This window comes from Jeotgalicoccus meleagridis, assembly GCF_903994045.1.
Taxonomy (GTDB): Bacteria; Bacillota; Bacilli; order Staphylococcales; family Salinicoccaceae; genus Jeotgalicoccus; species Jeotgalicoccus meleagridis.
Genome location: NZ_CAJEWD010000008.1, coordinates 475,058 through 493,390 on the forward strand (window position 1 = coordinate 475,058; position 18,333 = coordinate 493,390).

The following is an 18,333-nucleotide window of genomic DNA, read 5'->3' on the forward strand; positions in this document are numbered from 1 at the left end:
TGAGGATAAATTGCACGAAATTGTACAAATATTTATAATTCAGTCACAAACATAGACAATTTGTATTTTCCACTTTGTTTTATTTGACTTTTCTAGTCAGAAATAAAAAAATCTAGAAATCTCAAGTGAATCAAGATTCCTAGATTGAACGAGCTTAGTTTGCTTCTTCTGTATAATCACAATTTGTACATTTAACTTGCGCTTTTTGTCCTTTTTTCTTCTCGACTAAATAGTGATCACATTTAGGACAATTGCGGCCAATTGGGCGGTCCCAAGAAACAAAGTCGCAATCTGGATACTTATCACAACCGTAAAAGATTCGACCACGTTTTGATTTTCTTTCAACGATATCGCCTTCTTTACAAGTTGGGCAAGTGACTCCAATGGATTTTACAATTGCTTTCGTATTACGGCACTCTGGGAAATTTGAGCATGCCATGAATTTACCATAACGTCCCATTTTATAAACCATAGGTGAACCACATTTTTCGCAATCTTCACCGACTGGTTCATCTTTAATTTCGATTTTTTCCATTTCTTCTTCCGCTTTTTCAACTTGAGGTTCAAAGCCTTTATAGAACTCATCGATAACTTGACGCCACTCTTTTTCACCTTCTGCTACAGCATCGAGGTTTTCTTCCATGTGACGAGTAAAATCAATATCGATGATATCTGGGAAGTAGTCAACAACTTGTTCGTTTACAATTTCACCAATCTCTGTTGGGATAAAACGCTTTTGGTCCATGCGGACATAGTTACGTTTTTGAATGGTATCAATTGTAGGTGCGTAAGTAGATGGACGACCGATTCCGGATTCTTCAAGCGTCTTGACTAGTCTCGCCTCTGTAAAGCGTGGCGGTGGCTGAGTGAAATGCTGATTGGGTTCGATTTTTTCTGATGTTACATTCTCACCTTCAGTCATTTCTGGTAAACGACTATTTAAATCATCTTCAGCATCGTCAGTTCCTTCTATATATATAGACATAAAACCTTTAAATTTAATTGTTTGGCCTGTACTTCTAAAGAGCACATCGTTATTACTTAGATCAACTTTTACAGTATCTAAAACTGCAGGTGCCATTTGACTTGCTACAAAACGATCCCAAATCAATTTATATAATCTGTGTTGATCACGTGATAAATACTGCTTCATATTTTCCGGTGTACGGTTAGCTGATGTTGGTCTAACTGCTTCATGAGCGTCTTGATCCGCTTTTTTAGCTTTTTGTCCACCGAGATACTCTTTACCATAATTTTCTTCTATTAGTTTAAAGACTTCAGTTTTAGCAGTATCTGAAATACGAGTTGAGTCTGTTCTCATATAGGTAATTAAACCGACAGTACCTTCTTTTTTAATGTCGATACCTTCATATAATTGTTGAGCGAGCATCATCGTTTTACGAGCTTTGAAGTTTAGCTTTCTTGCTGCTTCTTGTTGTAGGGAAGACGTTGTAAATGGTTGTGCTGGGTAGCGTTTTTTCTCTTTTTTCTCGACCTTATCTATAGAAAATTCATTACCTTTTATTTGTGCCATGACCTTGTCTACATCTTTTTTTGAACTTAGCTTAGTCTTTTGTTTATCGCTTTTGAGCTTGTTAAATTTACCAGTAAACTTTGAACGACCCGTTTTAAATGTGCCTTCGATTGACCAGTATTCTTCGGGTACAAAGTTACGAATTTCATTTTCACGGTCAATGATGAGCTTCAAGGCAACTGATTGAACACGTCCAGCTGATAAGCCTTTCTTAACTTTCTTCCATAGTACTGGTGAAATGTTATAGCCCACTAAGCGGTCTAGAATACGACGTGCTTGTTGAGCGTCCACCAACTGCATATCAATTTCACTAGGTGATTTAAAGCTATCTTTAACCGCATCTTTAGTAATCTCGTTAAAGACGACCCGGTAGTAGTCATTATCCGGTCCTAGCGCATGACTTAAGTGCCAAGCAATAGCTTCACCCTCTCTATCGGGGTCACTTGCGAGAAATACTTTTTTTGCTTTCTTCGCTTCTTTTTTTAATTCTTTCAGTAAAGGTCCTTTACCGCGAATCGTAATATATTTTGGTTCATAATTGTTTTCAGTATCAATGCCAGTCTGGCTCCTTGGTAGGTCTCTAACGTGACCCATAGAAGCAACGACTTTATATCTTTTACCGAGGTACTTTTCAATTGTCTTTGCTTTTGCAGGTGATTCCACAATCACTAAATTGTCTGCCACTCTTTTGTCCCCCATTCACAAGTTCTGTTCAAGACCAAATGATACACAGTCAAATTTTACTTTGTCAATGAAAATAAACTTTTCTTTATTTTTCTTTATAAAAAATCAAATATAATCTTGCATGATTTCACTAGCAGAAGTTACTAAAGTTGCACCTTCTTTTAGCCTTGAATTTGTACCAGTTGATAAGGAAGAAGTTATATTTCCAGGTAGACAATACCCATTTCTATTTTCATCTAAAGCCATGTCTAAAGTAACGAGCGAACCACTTTTTGCTTCGGCCTCTGTCACTAATACACCTCGACTTGCCCCTGCAATAATACGATTACGTGCAATGAATCTCCACTTACTTAATTGTGTATGAGGCGGATATTCACTGATTGTTAACTGAGACTTTTCCAGGTCATTTCTAACTTTGAAGGTCGACTTTGGATAGTGAGTGTCATGACCAAAAGCAAGGACGCCAATAGTCGCTAGACCAACCTCCATAGCAGTCTTATGTGCAAACTCATCTGCACCGTAAGCAAGACCTGAAATAATGGTAATTTTATTTAAGTCAGGAAAGATAGTTTGTAGTGCTTTTTCACTGTAGAGACTCGCCTTTCTACTCCCAACAACACCGAGCATATCCGTCTTTAAAAGTTCAAGCTTGCCCCTGTAATATAGAAGGTAAGGAAAATCATAAATCTCCTTTAATAAGGATGGATAAAATTCATGTTGATAGGTAATAAAACCTACATTTTTTCTTTCTAACAAAGCAAGAATTTCTTGACGGCTTAAATTTTTATAAAGCGCTAATTTCTTTTCTAAATTTGGTGTGATTGCCTCGCCATTTTTCAAAATTAAATACTCTTTAGCTGTCACACCCGCAAACGATAAAAGTAAGAGATCCATCTTTAAGCCTCCCTATATTTATATATCTATTATATGAAGAAAATGGATCAAGACACATTTCAATTCCATTAATAATGATGGTAAAAACATACAAAAAAGAGCGACAATCTGACGTCAGATTGTCGCTTTTTTATCACTTAAACGTTTTTCAATACATTTATTTTACAGTGAGACATTTTTCATATAAACCGTCTTCTTTTTTAATACGGTTAATTAATGTTTCTCCAATTTCAGATGGTGTGTCTGCAGTTTCAATTCCACATTCATTCATAATGCGAATTTTTTCATCTGCAGTTCCTTTACCACCAGAAATAATCGCACCAGCATGGCCCATACGTTTTCCTGGAGGTGCAGTTTGTCCACCGATGAAGCCAACAACAGGTTTAGTCATGTTATCACGAACCCATTCTGCTGCTTCTTCTTCTGCAGTACCACCGATTTCACCGATCATGACTACTGCATATGTGTCAGGATCTTCATTGAAAGCTTTTAGCACATCGATGAAGTTTGTTCCGTTAACAGGGTCCCCACCGATACCAACAGCTGTTGTTTGACCAACGCCTTCTTCAGTTAATTGGTGAACCGCTTCGTAAGTTAAAGTACCAGAGCGTGAAACGACACCAACATGACCTTTTTTGTGAATATATCCAGGCATGATACCGATCTTAGTTTCATCTGCAGTGATAACACCTGGGCAGTTTGGTCCGATTAGACGAGTATTTTTATCTTCTAAATAACGGACTACTTTGACCATGTCTAAAACAGGAATATGCTCAGTGATACAAATAACAAGTTCTAACTCAGCATCTGCTGCTTCCATGATTGAGTCCGCAGCAAATGGTGCTGGAACGTAGACAACTGATACTGTTGCACCAGTTTCTTTTTTCGCTTCTTCAACTGTGTTAAAAACAGGTACGCCTTCAACTTCTTGACCAGCTTTACCTGGTGTGACACCTGCCACGATCTGAGTTCCATACTCAAGCATTTGCTTTGTATGGAACATAGCTGTTGAACCTGTAATACCTTGGACGATTACTTTCGTATCTTTATCGACAAATACAGCCACTATATATTCCTCCGTTACTATTTATTTTCATTAACTGCAGCAATAATTTTTTCGGCACCTTCAGCCATAGTGCTAGCTGGAGTAATTGCAAGACCAGAGTCTGCAAGAATTTTCTTACCTTCTTCAACGTTTGTACCTTCTAAGCGTACAACTAAAGGAATTTCTAAACCAACATTATTTACTGCTTCTACAACACCTTGTGCGATGACATCACAACGCATGATTCCACCAAAGATGTTAACAAAAATTCCTTCAACTGATTGGTCACTTAAGATCAATTTGAATGCTTCTGTAACCTTCTCAGCTGTCGCGCCGCCCCCTACATCTAGGAAGTTAGCAGGTTTACCGCCGAAGTGGTTAATTGTATCCATAGTCGCCATTGCAAGACCTGCACCGTTTACCATGCAACCGATGTTACCATCAAGTGCGATGTAAGCAAGATCATGTTTAGACGCTTCGATTTCTTTTTCATCTTCTTCATCGAAGTCACGTAATTCAACGACATCTTTGTGTCTGTAAAGTGCGTTAGCATCAAAGTTAACCTTAGCATCTAAGGCAATAACTTCACCTTCACCTGTAGTTACAAGTGGGTTAATTTCCATAATTGATGCATCTTTAGAAATAAATACATCGTATAGAGATAGCATTAATTTAGCTGCTTTGTTTACAGATGCAGTTGGAATATTAATATTAAAAGCGAGTCTCTTCGCTTGGAAAGGTAGTAATCCGACTGCTGGATCGATGACTTCTTTGAAAATCTTTTCAGGAGTTTTTTCTGCTACTTCTTCAATTTCAGTTCCGCCTTCTTCAGACCCCATTAAAGTGACGCGGTTTGTCGCGCGGTCAATAACGAAACCTAAGTAGTATTCACTGTCGATATCGCAACCTTCTTCGATAAGAAGACGCTTGATTTCAGTTCCGTCTGGACCATTTTGATGAGTCACTAGAACTTTGCCAAGTAATTCCTCAGCATATTCTTTAACTTCATCTAAAGATTTAGCAATCTTAACACCGCCAGCTTTACCACGACCACCTGCGTGGATTTGAGCTTTTACTACATAGACATCTGAATCAAGTGTTTTTGCAACTTCAACTGCTTCATCTGGTGTAAGAGCAACGCCACCATCCGGTACGTTTACACCCATTGAGCGAAAAATTTCTTTACCTTGATACTCATGGATATTCATGGTTTTCCTCCTAAGACTTTTATAAAGCTTACAAATTAATTATATGAAACATGAACTTGAATGTAAACTTGTATATCTTCACTATAAAATTAAATGATGTAATAAGTAACTCTAATTAGAAATGACCTAAACCATTATAAAAACTTACTCTTAATCGGTTCAAAAGACTTTCTATGAAGTGGCGTAATACCGTATTCTTCTAATGCTATAAGATGGTTTTTAGTACCGTAACCCATATGTTGTTCAAAACCATATCCTGGATATTCTTCACCATATTTAGTCATCAAAGCATCCCTTGTAGTCTTAGCAATAATAGAAGCTGCTGCAATTGAATTTGATTTGGCATCACCTTTGATGACTGAAGTTTGTGCGATTCCATTATCTAAAGTCATCGCATCGATTAAGAGATGGTCTGGCTTAACTGAAAGTTGGTCAACTGCCCTTTTCATAGCGAGTTTTGTTGCTTCATAGATATTGTAGCGATCGATTTCTTCAGGGGTCGCGACGCCAAGACCGACATCAGCATAGGCTAAAATTTCTTGGCGGAGCGTGTCCCGGCGTTTAGCCGGTATTTTTTTGGAATCGTCTAAGCCCAAAAAATCATGGTCTAAGGGCAAAATTACAGCTGCAGCAACAACTTCCCCAGCAAGCGGACCTCGCCCTGCTTCATCGATGCCTGCAATTACTTTTCCATAATGTTCGTTTTCGTAAATCATCATGTTCTTATATTTTTCAATTAAATCTACTTCTTTTTGAAGCTGGCGCGCCCTTGATTTAAGCGCGTTTTTAACCCCTGTGCGCTGATCATCTTGGAATGGAGATGACTTTAAATCGTCTAGGTTTTTTATCTCGTTAATCTTTATTTTTATATCTGAAACTTTCATAGTTTTATATCTCCTCAGCTAAATCGAAAGTTAGTTGGCCGATTTTAGCATCTCTGGTGTCGTAGATTACCTTCTCTGTTACACGTTCATAGTCGATTTCATTGCCGCTCATCTTGAAACCTCTAGAGTTTCCAATGGCATCGAATATGTCAACAATCTCAGTCGTTGAGTCGATATTGATATTGTAAAATTTATTTAGTTCTGCAAGGTGATGCTCTTGCATGAATTTAAGTGCAAAAATTGCAACTTCGTCTAAGTTAACGACATTGTCTTTTATTGCCCCTGTCAGTGATAATTTTAGACCGATTTCTGGATCTTCGAATTTTGGCCACAGTACACCTGGCGTATCTAGAAGCTCCATTTTAGTACCTGCTTTGATCCATTGTTGAGCCTTAGTCACACCCGGAGTATTACCGGTTTTGGCCACTTTTCTCTTAGCAATATTATTGATGATTGTAGACTTACCAACGTTTGGAATGCCGACAATCATTGCTCTAATGGCACGTGGATTAATGCCTTTTTTCTCCATTCTCTCAAAGATCTCTCTAGTCGCTTCTACGACAGGCGCTTCTATTTTCTTTAGAATATTTGGCTCCTTACCATTCACCGCAGCAGGATAAACCCCTTGTCTCTTCAAATGATTTAACCACTTGTCAGTTTCGCTCTGACTCGCCATATCCTTTTTATTTAAAATGACCACTCTCGGTTTGTCACCGATAACGTGATCTAACATAGGATTTTTTGATGCCAGCGGAATGCGAGCATCTAATATTTCAATCACTACATCTACTTTTTTTAAACTTTCTTCAATTTGTCTTCGTGCCTTTGCCATATGGCCTGGGAACCAGTTGATAGACATATATTTTCCCTCCGTGTTCTTTGTCACTTACCTTTAATTTTATCATTTTTTGAGGGGATGATGGAACTTGTTTGAAATTCGATGGCTGATATCTGCCTTTATCGGACACCGTCGGAATTTCGATGGCACGCAAAGCTGTTTGTGTGACGTCGTCAATTTCTCGATGGCACGCAAAGCCGTTTGTGTGACGTCGTCAATTCTTCGATGGCACACAAAGCCGTTTGTGTGACGTCGTCAATTTCTCGATGGCACGCAAATCCATTTCTGTGACGTCGTCAGTTTCTCGATGGCACGCAAAGCTGTTTGTGTGACGTCGTCGATTCCTCGATGACGCGCAATCATCACTTATTTTAATAAATGATCTTTATAGCGCCTTTTTACCCCTTCATGTTTCATCGCTTCATTAAAATCATAGTATTTAAAGGTGTAAGTTGATGATTTACTTATTCCGTGACGGTCACAATACTTGTCTAGTACTCTCTGAACTGTCCTCTTACTAATTTGACCACCGGTAAATCTCATCATTTTTTCAGTCGTTAATGGCAGCTTTCCAAATAGATACTTAAAGTCACTGATGGCACGAATTAAGTGTGTTTCTTTCGTTTCTATAGTGCCACATGATAAACATCTGAGATGATATCGTTCTGTCGACAAGTCAAAGGTGCGACAGGCTTCACAATATAAGCCGTGTCGAATATCATCGAAAGCAACTCCCTCTTTTAAATAAGGGTTCTCGACAATATGTTCACTAATCACATTCGAAATTGCACTGGCATAATTGCTAGAGTAACTTTGTTTAAACCTCTCAAAATATCTACGTAAATTACTTCTGATAATGATGTTTTCTTTTAATTTCTCGTCGTTAATAATTAAGGTGCATTCTTCATTAGGAAATATTAACTTACCAGAAACCTTAAAATTTAAATCGGACAGGTTTGATAGTCGTCTTAATTTACCAATGGCACGTCTGAGCTGGGCAAAGGGATCGTCGGGAAGGACAAAGTCGCCAAGTGCCCAGCTTCCTTCTGATACCGTATAGGTACCTTTAAAATTTTTAATTTCATTAACAATGACACCTTGGTCAGTGATGATTAATGTGTCATATTGGGTGGTGCTGTCTTCTACTTTTAGATAGATATCTCTGTAAATATGTAAATTTTCATGGCCAACTTCAGTAAAAACCCGGTCATATAAGCATTCGCCTTGGTAACCTAAAGATAATCTTTCGAGTTGTTGATGATTTTTATCGCCTAATGATGTGCGATGGGATAGGGCTTTAAGTTGAAGTAGTTGCTCAGGGGGATGACGATTTGTCAGGAACATTGTTAACCTCCAATTATCATTTACACATCATTTATACAACATTAATTAACACAAATCCAGATTTAAAATACAAAAAAACCGAACCTCAAAGGGTTCGGTTTGATTACGAATATGCGATTAGCGGATTTCTCTAATACGCGCAGCTTTACCACGTAGGTTACGTAGGTAGTAAAGTTTAGCACGACGTACGCGTCCGCGACGTGATACTTCAATTTTTTCGATTTTAGGCGTGTGAATTGGGAAAGTACGTTCAACACCAACTCCGTAAGAAATCTTACGAACTGTAAATGTTTCTGAGATTCCACCACCGCGGCGTTTGATTACAACACCTTCGAATAGCTGGATTCTTTCGCGGTCTCCCTCAACGATACGTACATGAACTTTTACTGAGTCTCCTGCTTTGAATTCAGGAATATCAGTTCTTAACTGATCTTTGACAATAGAATTTAATAATTCTTGTGACATAATATCTCTTCTCCATTCTTCCAATTATCTTGCCGACGAACTTTGACAGCGGATGATTGTGATATTTACGTGTATTTACACTCGTATTATATTACCATATAAAGAACGACCATTCAATCACTTTTTACAAGTTCTTTAACTTTCCTTACCTAGTCTTCTAGTAAGTCTGGTCGTCTCTCTCTTGTGCGTTTTAAGCTTTGTTCATAGCGCCATTCTTCAATTAATTTGTGATTTCCTGACAGGAGGACATCGGGCACTTTCATGCCTCGGTATTCTCTCGGTCTAGTGTAGTGCGGGTGTTCTAAGAGGCCAGTTGAAAAAGAGTCTTCTTGGTGACTTTTTTCATTGCTTAAGACATCTGGGATTAAGCGAACAATTGCATCTGTCATAGCCATTGACGCAAGTTCTCCACCAGTTAAGACGTAGTCTCCAATAGAGACTTCATCTGTTACTAAGCTACGGATACGCTCATCATAACCTTCATAATGCCCATTGATAAAGACAATATTCTCTTCTTCTGCTAACTCTTCAGCAAGTTTTTGATTGAAGGGTTGTCCTTGTGGACACATGAGGATCACACGCTTATTATCTAGCTTTAGTGAGTCCATCGCTTCAAAGACAGGTTCGGGTTTTAGCACCATTCCGGCGCCGCCGCCATAGGGATAATCATCGACTTTGTTATGCTTATTATGTGAGAAATCACGGAAGTTTATCATGTGATAATTCACAATCCCTTTATCTTCTGCACGCTTTAAAATAGAAGAACCTAAAACACCTTTATACATTTCAGGAAATAAAGTTAAATAATATATATCCATTAATCTAACAGTCCTTCAAGCGGTGTAATTTCAACTATGCCAGCATGAAGATCAACGGTCTTAACCACTTGTTCTATATAAGGAATTAAATATTCCTTATCGCCTTCGATCACCCAGACATCATTGGCACCGGTAAACATCACATCAGTCACTTTACCTAGCTCTTTGTTATCATCTAAGTTGATAACAGTTAGCCCGATGATATCCTTAACATGAAATTCATGCTCATCTAGTGATAAGTCATCTGTGCCTTCATCGATAAAAACATCTTCGCCTTTTAAATCCAAGATGTCATTCATGTTAGAGACACCTTCAAAAGTTAGAAGGTGGAAATTTTTATGTGTGCGATAAGATTTTATAGTGTAGCTTTGACCTTTGATAGAAACGTTTACCCCTGGAACAAAGCGTTCTTTTAAAAAGTCCGAATCACTTAGTATTTTAACTTCACCTTTGACGCCGTGAAAATTTACAAGTTTACCAATTTTAATGCTCAAGTTGAACACCTCTTATAAAATATTAAAAGACACACTTTTAAAAAAGTGCGTCTTTTAATGCAAATCAACAAACACTTTCTTTGATGCATCTTTTTCAGCAGTTGACATGATGATGCGAATGGCTTTAATCACACGGCCTCCACGGCCGATGACACGTCCTGCATCAGCTTCATGTAAGCTGATTTTGTAAGAAATCTTGTCAGGCGTCTCATCTTTTGAAATGACGAGCGCCTCCGGATAATCTAGCATCGGTTCAAGAATTGTTTGAAGTAATTTGTCCATGGGAATTATTTCCCGTATTTAGCATTGTGGTGCTGTTCCATGATGCCACGTTGTTTGAAGATATTTCTTACAGTGTCACTTGGTTTAGCGCCTTTTTGCATCCAATCAAGTGCTTTTTCGTTATCTAAAACAACGTTATCTTCAGATTTAGAAACCGGGTTATATGAACCGATTTGCTCGATAATTCTACCATCTCTTGGTGCACGTGCATCTGCAACTACGATACGGTAGAAAGGATTTCTTTTAGAACCCATGCGAGTTAATCTAATTTTTACTGCCATGTGTGAAAACTCCTCTCTGTACTTCTTTTCGACTTTCTTATCATAACAAATGACTCCAAGCATGTAAAGAGTTTTTTCTTTACATACTTAAAATTAAAATGGCAGACCCATGTTACCAAATGGATTTTTACCTTTTTTCTTACCATTGGTCATTTGTTTCATCATTTTCTTCATGTCATTAAACTGTTTTAATAGGCGGTTGATTTCCTGTAAGGAACGACCTGACCCTTTAGCAATTCTTTTTTTACGACTGGCATTGAGCTTTTCTGGATGCTCTCTTTCTTCTAAGGTCATAGAACGAATAATCGCTTGAACGTGGTCGATTTCCTTACCACTGAACTGCATTTTATCTAAACCTTTGATCTTGTTTGCCCCTGGCATCATCTTCAGTAATTCATCAAGCGGTCCTAAAGTTTTCACTTGATCCATCTGACTTAAGAAGTCATCTAGAGTAAAGCTTGAGTTCTTAAGTTTTTTCTCTAAGGCTTTTTGTTCTTCTTCATCGATATTACTTTGCGCTTTTTCGATAATCGATAAAACGTCTCCCATACCGAGAATTCTCGAAGCCATTCTTTCTGGGTGGAAGGCTTCTAAACCGTCCATTTTCTCTGAAACCCCGATAAACTTAATCGGTTTTTCAGTCACAGAACGAATTGATAGAGCTGCCCCACCACGAGTGTCCCCGTCAAGTTTCGTCAAGGTCACTCCTGTGATGTCGAGGAGGTCATTGAAGCTCTCTGCGACATTGACAGCGTCTTGACCGGTCATAGAGTCAACGACGAGCATGATTTCATCAGGCTCTGTAATCTCTTTAACATTTTTTAATTCATTCATCAGTACTTCATCGACGTGCAAGCGACCTGCTGTATCGACAATAACTGTGTCTAAATGTTCTTCTTTAGCATATTTTAGTGCACGTTCTGCAATTTCTTCAGGCTTTACTTGATCACCTAAAGAAAAGACTGGAATATCTAGTTGCTTACCGACTGTCTCTAATTGATCAATCGCTGCTGGACGATAAATATCTCCTGCAACTAAGATTGGCTTTTTATTGAATTGTTTACGTAGGTAAAGGGCAAGCTTCCCTGCTGTAGTCGTTTTACCTGCCCCTTGTAGACCCACCATCATAATAACTGTAGGTGGTTTTTGTGCTAAGTTTAATTTCTGGTTTTCACCGCCCATTAAGGCAGTTAATTCCTCTTGGACAATCTTAATCACTTGTTGCCCTGGCGTTAAACTTTGCATGACATCTTGGCCAAGGGCACGTTCTTTTACATCATTAATGAATTGTTTAACTACTTTAAAGTTAACGTCTGCTTCTAGTAAAGCTAAGCGAACTTCACGCATCATGACTTTGACGTCTGATTCTGTGACTTTACCTTTACCTTTAATACGGTCCATTGTGGCTTGCAGACGTTCACCTAGTCCTTCAAATGCCATTACAGTGTCCTCCTTAATCTAAGTCTTCTAATTTACTGATAATCTCTTCAGTTTTTGGTGATAAGTCACCTAAGTCTGTTCTTAATTGTTGATAAAGTTCTAGGCGCTTATAAAAATTTTTATACATACCTAAATTTTCTTCGTAATGTTCTAATAGATCTCTAGAGCGTTTCAAGTTATCGTACACTGCTTGACGTGTCACGTCCATTTCTTCAGCAATTTCTGAGAACTGAAAATCTTCAAGATAGTATAACTCTATATATTTTTGTTGTTTATCTGTCAGTAGCGTTTGATAAAAATCATAGAGGTAATTCATGCGCATTGTGCGCTCTAAATCATTGGTCATTTGAATCATCCTCAAGTGCTTCTTCTAGTTCACTTGAGTCCTCAATCATATCTCTAAATAAGCCGTAGACATAGTTTTCAGCATCAAATGGCTGCAGATCATCAAGTTTTTCACCGAGACCAACAAATTTCACTGGTATACCCAGTTCATTTTTAATTGCTAAGACGATACCACCTTTAGCCGTACCATCGAGTTTAGATAGGATAATACCCGAAACATCTGTAACTTCTTTAAAAGCCTTAGCTTGACTCAAGGCATTTTGACCTGTTGTTGCATCTAAGACTAAAAGTACTTCATGCGGTGCATCTGGTACAACTTTTTGAATGACTTTTTTAATCTTACCGAGCTCGTTCATGAGGTTGCCTTTATTTTGTAGTCTACCAGCTGTGTCACAAAATAAAATATCAGCCCCACGTTTTTTTGCAGCATTGACTGCGTCAAACATGACTGCTGCTGGATCTGAACCTTCAGCTTGTTTGATGACATCCACACCAACTCGGTCGCCCCACACTTGAAGTTGGTTTATAGCACCCGCACGGAAAGTATCACCCGCGGCTAGCATGACTTTTTTACCTTCTTGTGTGTATTTATAGGCAAGTTTACCAATAGATGTTGTCTTACCAACACCGTTGACTCCAACCATTAGAACAACCGTTAAGTCATTGTCTTGAATGTTCATCTCTTGAGATTTTTCGCCATTACGTTCATAGATTTCAACCATTTTTTCAACGATGGTTTCTCTTAAATCACTAGTTTCTGTAATATTTTTTAATTGAGCTTCACGTCTCAACTCTTCAGTCAGTTCTAAAACCGTATTAAAACCAACGTCAGCAGAGATGAGCACTTCTTCTAGCGCTTCGAAAAAGTCTTCATCGACTTTTCTATAGCGCGACATCAAAGCATTAATATCTTGTTGGAACTTGTCTCTACTTTTCTTTAGACCTTGCTCGAATTTATAACTGAGTTGTTCTTGTTCCCACTCTTCAAATTCATCTAAACTTATCAGGCCATCATCAAGTTTATCAGCCTGACTTTCTAAAGATGCGGGTTCTGCATCAACACTTTTTTTCTTACGTCTAAAACGATCAAAAATTCCCATCTATGCGCCTTCCTCTCTTTTAACTCCAGGATCTTTATAGTTTTTCAAATCAACACTGATCATCTTCGTTACACCTTGTTCTTGCATGGTCACACCGAAGAGGCGGTCCGCTTCTTCCATGGTACCTTTTCGGTGGGTAATGACGATAAACTGCGTGTCCACCGAGAGCTTTTTCAAGTATTTTGCATATCTCAACACATTTGCTTCGTCTAAGGCTGCCTCTACTTCATCTAAGATGATAAAAGGACTCACCTTAACTTTTAAGACTGCAAATAAGAGACTAATGGCTGTTAAGGCACGTTCCCCACCTGAAAGAAGCGATAAACTTGCGAGCTTCTTACCTGGAGGTTGAGCGAATATTTCTATACCTGAGTCCAAGTAGTTGCCTGGATCTGTCAGACGTAACTCAGCCTTACCCCCACCGAACATTTCTGTAAAGACGTCTTGGAAGTGAATGTTCACTTGTAGGAAGGTCTCTTCAAATCGTTCTGACACTTCGATATCCATTTCTGAAATGACATCTAAGAGGGTTTGTCTCGCTTCTATTAAATCATCTTCTTGTTCTTTTAAGAAGGTATAGCGCTCATTGACTGTCTTAAATTCATCGATGGCCCCTAGATTCACTGAACCGAGTTCCTCGATACTTTTCTTGTTTAAAAGAATCTTTTGTCTCTTATCATCGATATTTTCGAAGTTGGTATACTTACTTTTTGCCAGCTCATAAGTCATCTTATAGTTATCACTAATATAGGCAAACTTATTCTCGATTTGCGTATCAATACCTTCTCGCTCAGACGATAGGCTTCTTAAACTATTTTGACTGTCATCAATCTCTGCTCTTAGTGCTGTGTCTTTACCTGTGTTTACAAGTATTTCTTCTTTAACCTTACTTAGTTTGTCATCTAAGTGTTCTTGTTGAACTTCTAAGTCATTTACAGTTTGACTAAGCGATGCTTTATTAGCATTTAAGTCATCGATATCGAGATTTGATAAATCATCATCGATCATGTCTAGTTCTGAATTTACCTTGTCCACTTCTAAAGACTTGGTCTTTAGATTTTCATGAAGTCTTTCAAGTAAAGATGTTGTATAGCGTATATCTGCATCTTTATTTATTTTATCATTATTTAAGCTTTGAATCTCGTTTCTTAACAATTCTAAGGCTTTAGCTTGATCTTCTTTAGAGCGACTCATCATGTTAATTTCAGTCTGAATATCTGCCATCTGATTGGTTAAGTCTTCAATTTTCATATTGAGGTCTTCTCGACTTTCAGAAACAGATAAGTTAGAAAGCTCTAAATTCAATTCATCAATGGTGTCTTGTCTGTTTTCTAGTGACAGACTTAAGCGCTGCAATGTTTGAGTAATTTCTTCATCCTCTTTTGCGAGGGCTTGTCCTTTACTTTCAAGTTTTGACAGCTGAACTGTATAAGACGCGATTTCATCACCTAAAGTATCTACAGTGTTTTTCAAACGTTTCGTTTGACTCTTATACTCTTCGATTTTAAGTGTGATTTCTTGAATTTCCTTTTTAGTGTCCATGATGGAACCCTTACGGTTTTTAGAACCACCACTCATGGCACCTCCAGGCATGATGATATCACCTTTTAAAGTAATAATCTTAACCCTTTGATTGGTTTGACGTGCAATATTCGAAGCATCTGTCAAATCCTTAACGACAACCGTCGTATTTAAAAGGTGTAAGAGGACACTTCTATAAGAACGGTCAATATCAGTCACTTCTGATAGAATTTGATAGTCTACACCAGAAGATGCTAATTGACGTTCAATATCCACAGATAGATGACGTTCACGAATCGTATCCAGTGGTAGGAAGGTTGCAAAACCGAGCTTTTGTTTCTTTAAATAATTGATGGCACCTCTCGCATTATGCTCGACATCCATGACGATATTTTGACTCGCTTGTCCTAGTGCTGTGTCTAGAGCCGTCATATATTCAGGTGTTGTAGAAATAAGTTCACCGACTGCTCCAATGACACCAGGGATTTGTGCTTGGTTTTTTAAGACTGCACGAACTCCAGGATAGTAACCTTGATAGTTATCTTCCATGTTTTTCAGCATATCGAGTTTGGCTTGTTGGTTCGAAATAAAGTTATTCGCACGATTAAAATCACTTTTAGCTTGATCGTATTCATTGTTAATGTTTTGCAAGTGAAGTTTAGTCTCTTTATAGTCACTTCTTGTAGCTAACAATTCCGCTTTAACTTCAGTGCCTTTTTTAGATTCTTCATCATGCTCTTCTTTTAATCGATTGATTTCTAGTTGGAGATTGTTTAAACGTTCTTTTTTATAAGTGATGTTACTTTCTGTTTTTTCAGCCTGATCCTGATTACGTCTTTTATCGTTTTCTAAAGTAGTCTTATCTACCATCAATTGATAGTACTGATCTTTTAAGGATTCTAAGTCCGATTCATCACCGGATTCAAGCACATTTAATTCACGTTTTTTATTAGTAATCTTTTGAGATAAACGTCTCGCTTCCTCAAGTAAATTATCTTTTTTATCAGTTTCTAAATCGCACTCTTCTCTTAAGCGCTCAACTTCTTTTTGACTATCTTTTAAGCGCTTATTCAAATCTTCTTTTAAGGACTCTTTATTTGTTTCTCTTTCTTCAAATAAAGTGATTCGCCCTTCAACTTTTTCTAAGGCTCTTGAAGCTTCTAACAAGTCCTCATTTAAATTTTTGACTTGACCCTCAAACTCATCTCTTTGTGCGCCGAGATGCTCTTGGTTTTCTAAGAGCGCTTGAAGTTGTTCACGGTTATTTGTTAACTTCTCTTCCTCAGTTTTAATAGCCGCTTGAAGGGTCTCAAAACGCTCTAATAGAAGCCCTGTATCATAGACAGTGACTTCTATATCAGATTCAGTCATTTCCTCTTTTAAGGCTAAATATTCTTCTGCAATTGCACTTTCTCTTTCCAGTCTTTCCACTCGTGATGAAATTTCTTGAATAATATCATTGACCCTTGAAAGGTTGACTCTAGTATCGTCCAGTTTCTTTTCTGACTCTAGCTTTCGAGACTTATACTTCATAACGCCTGCTGCTTCTTCAATCAGTTTTCTTCGCTCTAGTGGTTTTGCTTTAAGTATTTCATCCACCTGACCTTGACTGATAATATTATAAGCATTTTTACCAAGTCCTGAATCCATGAAGAGTTCAGTAATATCCCTTAACTTAGATTTTTCATTATTGATAAAGTATTCACTATCACCATTTCTATAAAGCTTTCTTGTGATGATTACTTCATCTTTTTCTCCAAGAACTTTATCAGTATTATCTAAGATTAAACTTACTGAAGCACTACCCATGGACTGACGGTTGTCTGTTCCGTCAAAAATAATGTCCTCCATTTTAGCACCGCGCATCACGCGTGCAGATTGTTCACCAAGTACCCAACGAATAGCATCTGTAATATTACTTTTACCACTACCGTTCGGTCCGACTACCGCTGTCACACCACTATCAAATTTTATATTGACTTTATCTGCAAAGGATTTAAATCCATGCGCGTCAATTTGTCTTAAAAATACCATGACTTACCCCTCTTGACTGAGTGACTCTAGAGCCCTCTTCGCTGCTTGTTGTTCGGATTCTTTTTTGGACAATCCGTGTCCAACGCCGATGACTTTATCACCTATTAATACTTCCGTATCAAATTGTCTATGGTGGCTCGGTCCTGATTCATTGACGAGCTTATAGGTCACACTACCTTTAAAGGCTTGATGGACATACTCTTGAAGATTAGTTTTATAATCGACGACTGCATTGTATTCTTCTGACTGTATTTCAGGATAGACATAAGTTGATAGAAAAGCATCAACACCAGTTTGACCTAAATCTAAATGGAGCGCGCCTAAAAATGCTTCAAAAGCATCAGACACTATAGATGGTCGTTCTCTACCACCTGTCTTTTCTTCTCCTCGTCCAAGTAAGATTAAGGCTTCCATATTGAGTTTAGAGGCGAATACTACAAGTGAAGGTTCACATACAATATTGGCACGAAGTTTTGTTAACCGACCTTCTGGAAGTGCTTCGTATTTAAGAAAAATATGATCTGAAACCATCAATTCTAGTACTGCATCACCAAGAAATTCTAAGCGCTCATTGTTATAGCGTTTGTCTAAACCTAAGTCATTGATGTAAGAAGAATGCATAAAAGCCTGTTGATAAAGTGATAAATCTTTTATATCGAGTCCAACTTTGTCAGTAAATGCTTTAAATAAGTCATTGAATTTCTGCAATTTCTTTTTAGCTAATTTATCCTTGTCGATCGTCTGTAAAACAATGTTAAAATCCATATCTTCACCTCTCCTATTCTACTAAATCGCGCAGTTATTCACAAAGAAAAATCCACTCTCAAGTAGTGGATTTTTCACAGTTTTTATTGTTCTTTTTCAATTTTGTCAATGAAGTCTAATGCGTCGCCTACTGTGTTAATTTTTTCAGCTTCCTCATCAGGAATTTCCATGTCAAATTCGTCTTCAAGTTCCATTACTAATTCAGCAATGTCAAGTGAATCCGCACCAAGATCATCTTTAAAAGATGCATCTCTAGTTACTTTTTCTTCATCGATGCCAAGTTTGTCAACGATGATATCTTTAATTTTGTCAATGTTAGCCATTATTCAATTCACCTCCCTTAAATAATATCATAGC

The 18,333-nt window shown here is 37.8% G+C and carries 18 protein-coding genes; all 18 read right to left on the minus strand.

Annotation, left to right across the window (positions count from 1 at the left end):
* Window positions 1-154 precede the first annotated feature (154 nt).
* On the minus strand, window positions 155-2,218 hold the full coding sequence (topA, locus tag JEOSCH030_RS07965) for a type I DNA topoisomerase (protein WP_185126061.1): 2,064 nt from the start codon (window positions 2,216-2,218) through the stop codon (window positions 155-157).
* A gap of 105 nt (window positions 2,219-2,323) precedes the next feature.
* A complete protein-coding gene (dprA, locus tag JEOSCH030_RS07970; protein WP_185126062.1) occupies window positions 2,324-3,112 on the minus strand; it encodes a DNA-processing protein DprA in 789 nt (262 codons plus the stop codon).
* A 157-nt stretch (window positions 3,113-3,269) separates the two neighbouring features.
* On the minus strand, window positions 3,270-4,178 hold the full coding sequence (gene sucD, locus JEOSCH030_RS07975) for a succinate--CoA ligase subunit alpha (protein ID WP_185126063.1): 909 nt from the start codon (window positions 4,176-4,178) through the stop codon (window positions 3,270-3,272).
* A 17-nt stretch (window positions 4,179-4,195) separates the two neighbouring features.
* Window positions 4,196-5,401 (minus strand): ADP-forming succinate--CoA ligase subunit beta, encoded by a 1,206-nt coding sequence (sucC, locus tag JEOSCH030_RS07980; RefSeq protein ID WP_268883987.1) that lies wholly within the window; start codon window positions 5,399-5,401, stop codon window positions 4,196-4,198.
* Window positions 5,402-5,499: 98 nt separating this feature from the next.
* On the minus strand, window positions 5,500-6,249 hold the full coding sequence (locus JEOSCH030_RS07985; protein ID WP_185126065.1) for a ribonuclease HII: 750 nt from the start codon (window positions 6,247-6,249) through the stop codon (window positions 5,500-5,502).
* 4 nt (window positions 6,250-6,253) lie between these two features.
* Entirely contained in the window at window positions 6,254-7,108 is an 855-nt protein-coding gene (ylqF, locus tag JEOSCH030_RS07990) for a ribosome biogenesis GTPase YlqF (protein WP_185126066.1), read from the minus strand.
* A gap of 345 nt (window positions 7,109-7,453) precedes the next feature.
* Window positions 7,454-8,431 (minus strand): nuclease-related domain-containing protein, encoded by a 978-nt coding sequence (locus JEOSCH030_RS07995; RefSeq protein WP_185126067.1) that lies wholly within the window; start codon window positions 8,429-8,431, stop codon window positions 7,454-7,456.
* Between the two features lie 117 nt (window positions 8,432-8,548).
* On the minus strand, window positions 8,549-8,896 hold the full coding sequence (gene rplS, locus JEOSCH030_RS08000; protein WP_185126068.1) for a 50S ribosomal protein L19: 348 nt from the start codon (window positions 8,894-8,896) through the stop codon (window positions 8,549-8,551).
* Between the two features lie 149 nt (window positions 8,897-9,045).
* The gene (gene trmD, locus JEOSCH030_RS08005) at window positions 9,046-9,714 is read right to left on the minus strand and encodes a tRNA (guanosine(37)-N1)-methyltransferase TrmD (RefSeq protein WP_185126069.1); all 669 of its coding nucleotides are present in this window, start codon (window positions 9,712-9,714) and stop codon (window positions 9,046-9,048) included.
* Window positions 9,714-10,208: a ribosome maturation factor RimM gene (rimM, locus tag JEOSCH030_RS08010; protein ID WP_185126070.1), complete on the minus strand. Its 495-nt coding sequence runs from the start codon at window positions 10,206-10,208 to the stop codon at window positions 9,714-9,716. The genes trmD and rimM overlap by 1 nt, the downstream gene beginning before the upstream one ends.
* Before the next feature lie 54 nt (window positions 10,209-10,262).
* Entirely contained in the window at window positions 10,263-10,490 is a 228-nt protein-coding gene (locus tag JEOSCH030_RS08015; protein ID WP_185126071.1) for a KH domain-containing protein, read from the minus strand.
* A 5-nt stretch (window positions 10,491-10,495) separates the two neighbouring features.
* A complete protein-coding gene (rpsP, locus tag JEOSCH030_RS08020) occupies window positions 10,496-10,771 on the minus strand; it encodes a 30S ribosomal protein S16 (RefSeq protein WP_185126072.1) in 276 nt (91 codons plus the stop codon).
* Between the two features lie 93 nt (window positions 10,772-10,864).
* Window positions 10,865-12,211: a signal recognition particle protein gene (gene ffh / locus JEOSCH030_RS08025; RefSeq protein ID WP_185126073.1), complete on the minus strand. Its 1,347-nt coding sequence runs from the start codon at window positions 12,209-12,211 to the stop codon at window positions 10,865-10,867.
* A 13-nt stretch (window positions 12,212-12,224) separates the two neighbouring features.
* Window positions 12,225-12,557: a putative DNA-binding protein gene (locus JEOSCH030_RS08030; protein WP_185126074.1), complete on the minus strand. Its 333-nt coding sequence runs from the start codon at window positions 12,555-12,557 to the stop codon at window positions 12,225-12,227.
* Window positions 12,547-13,656 carry a signal recognition particle-docking protein FtsY gene (gene ftsY / locus JEOSCH030_RS08035; RefSeq protein WP_185126075.1) on the minus strand — a complete coding sequence of 370 codons (1,110 nt, stop codon included), beginning with the start codon at window positions 13,654-13,656 and terminating at the stop codon, window positions 12,547-12,549. Before ftsY ends, JEOSCH030_RS08030 begins: the two co-directional genes overlap by 11 nt.
* Entirely contained in the window at window positions 13,657-17,211 is a 3,555-nt protein-coding gene (gene smc, locus JEOSCH030_RS08040; protein ID WP_185126076.1) for a chromosome segregation protein SMC, read from the minus strand.
* A gap of 3 nt (window positions 17,212-17,214) precedes the next feature.
* Window positions 17,215-17,976, minus strand: a complete 762-nt coding sequence (gene rnc, locus JEOSCH030_RS08045) for a ribonuclease III (RefSeq protein WP_185126077.1) — start codon at window positions 17,974-17,976, stop codon at window positions 17,215-17,217.
* Window positions 17,977-18,059: 83 nt separating this feature from the next.
* Entirely contained in the window at window positions 18,060-18,299 is a 240-nt protein-coding gene (locus JEOSCH030_RS08050; RefSeq protein ID WP_185126078.1) for an acyl carrier protein, read from the minus strand.
* Window positions 18,300-18,333 lie beyond the last annotated feature (34 nt).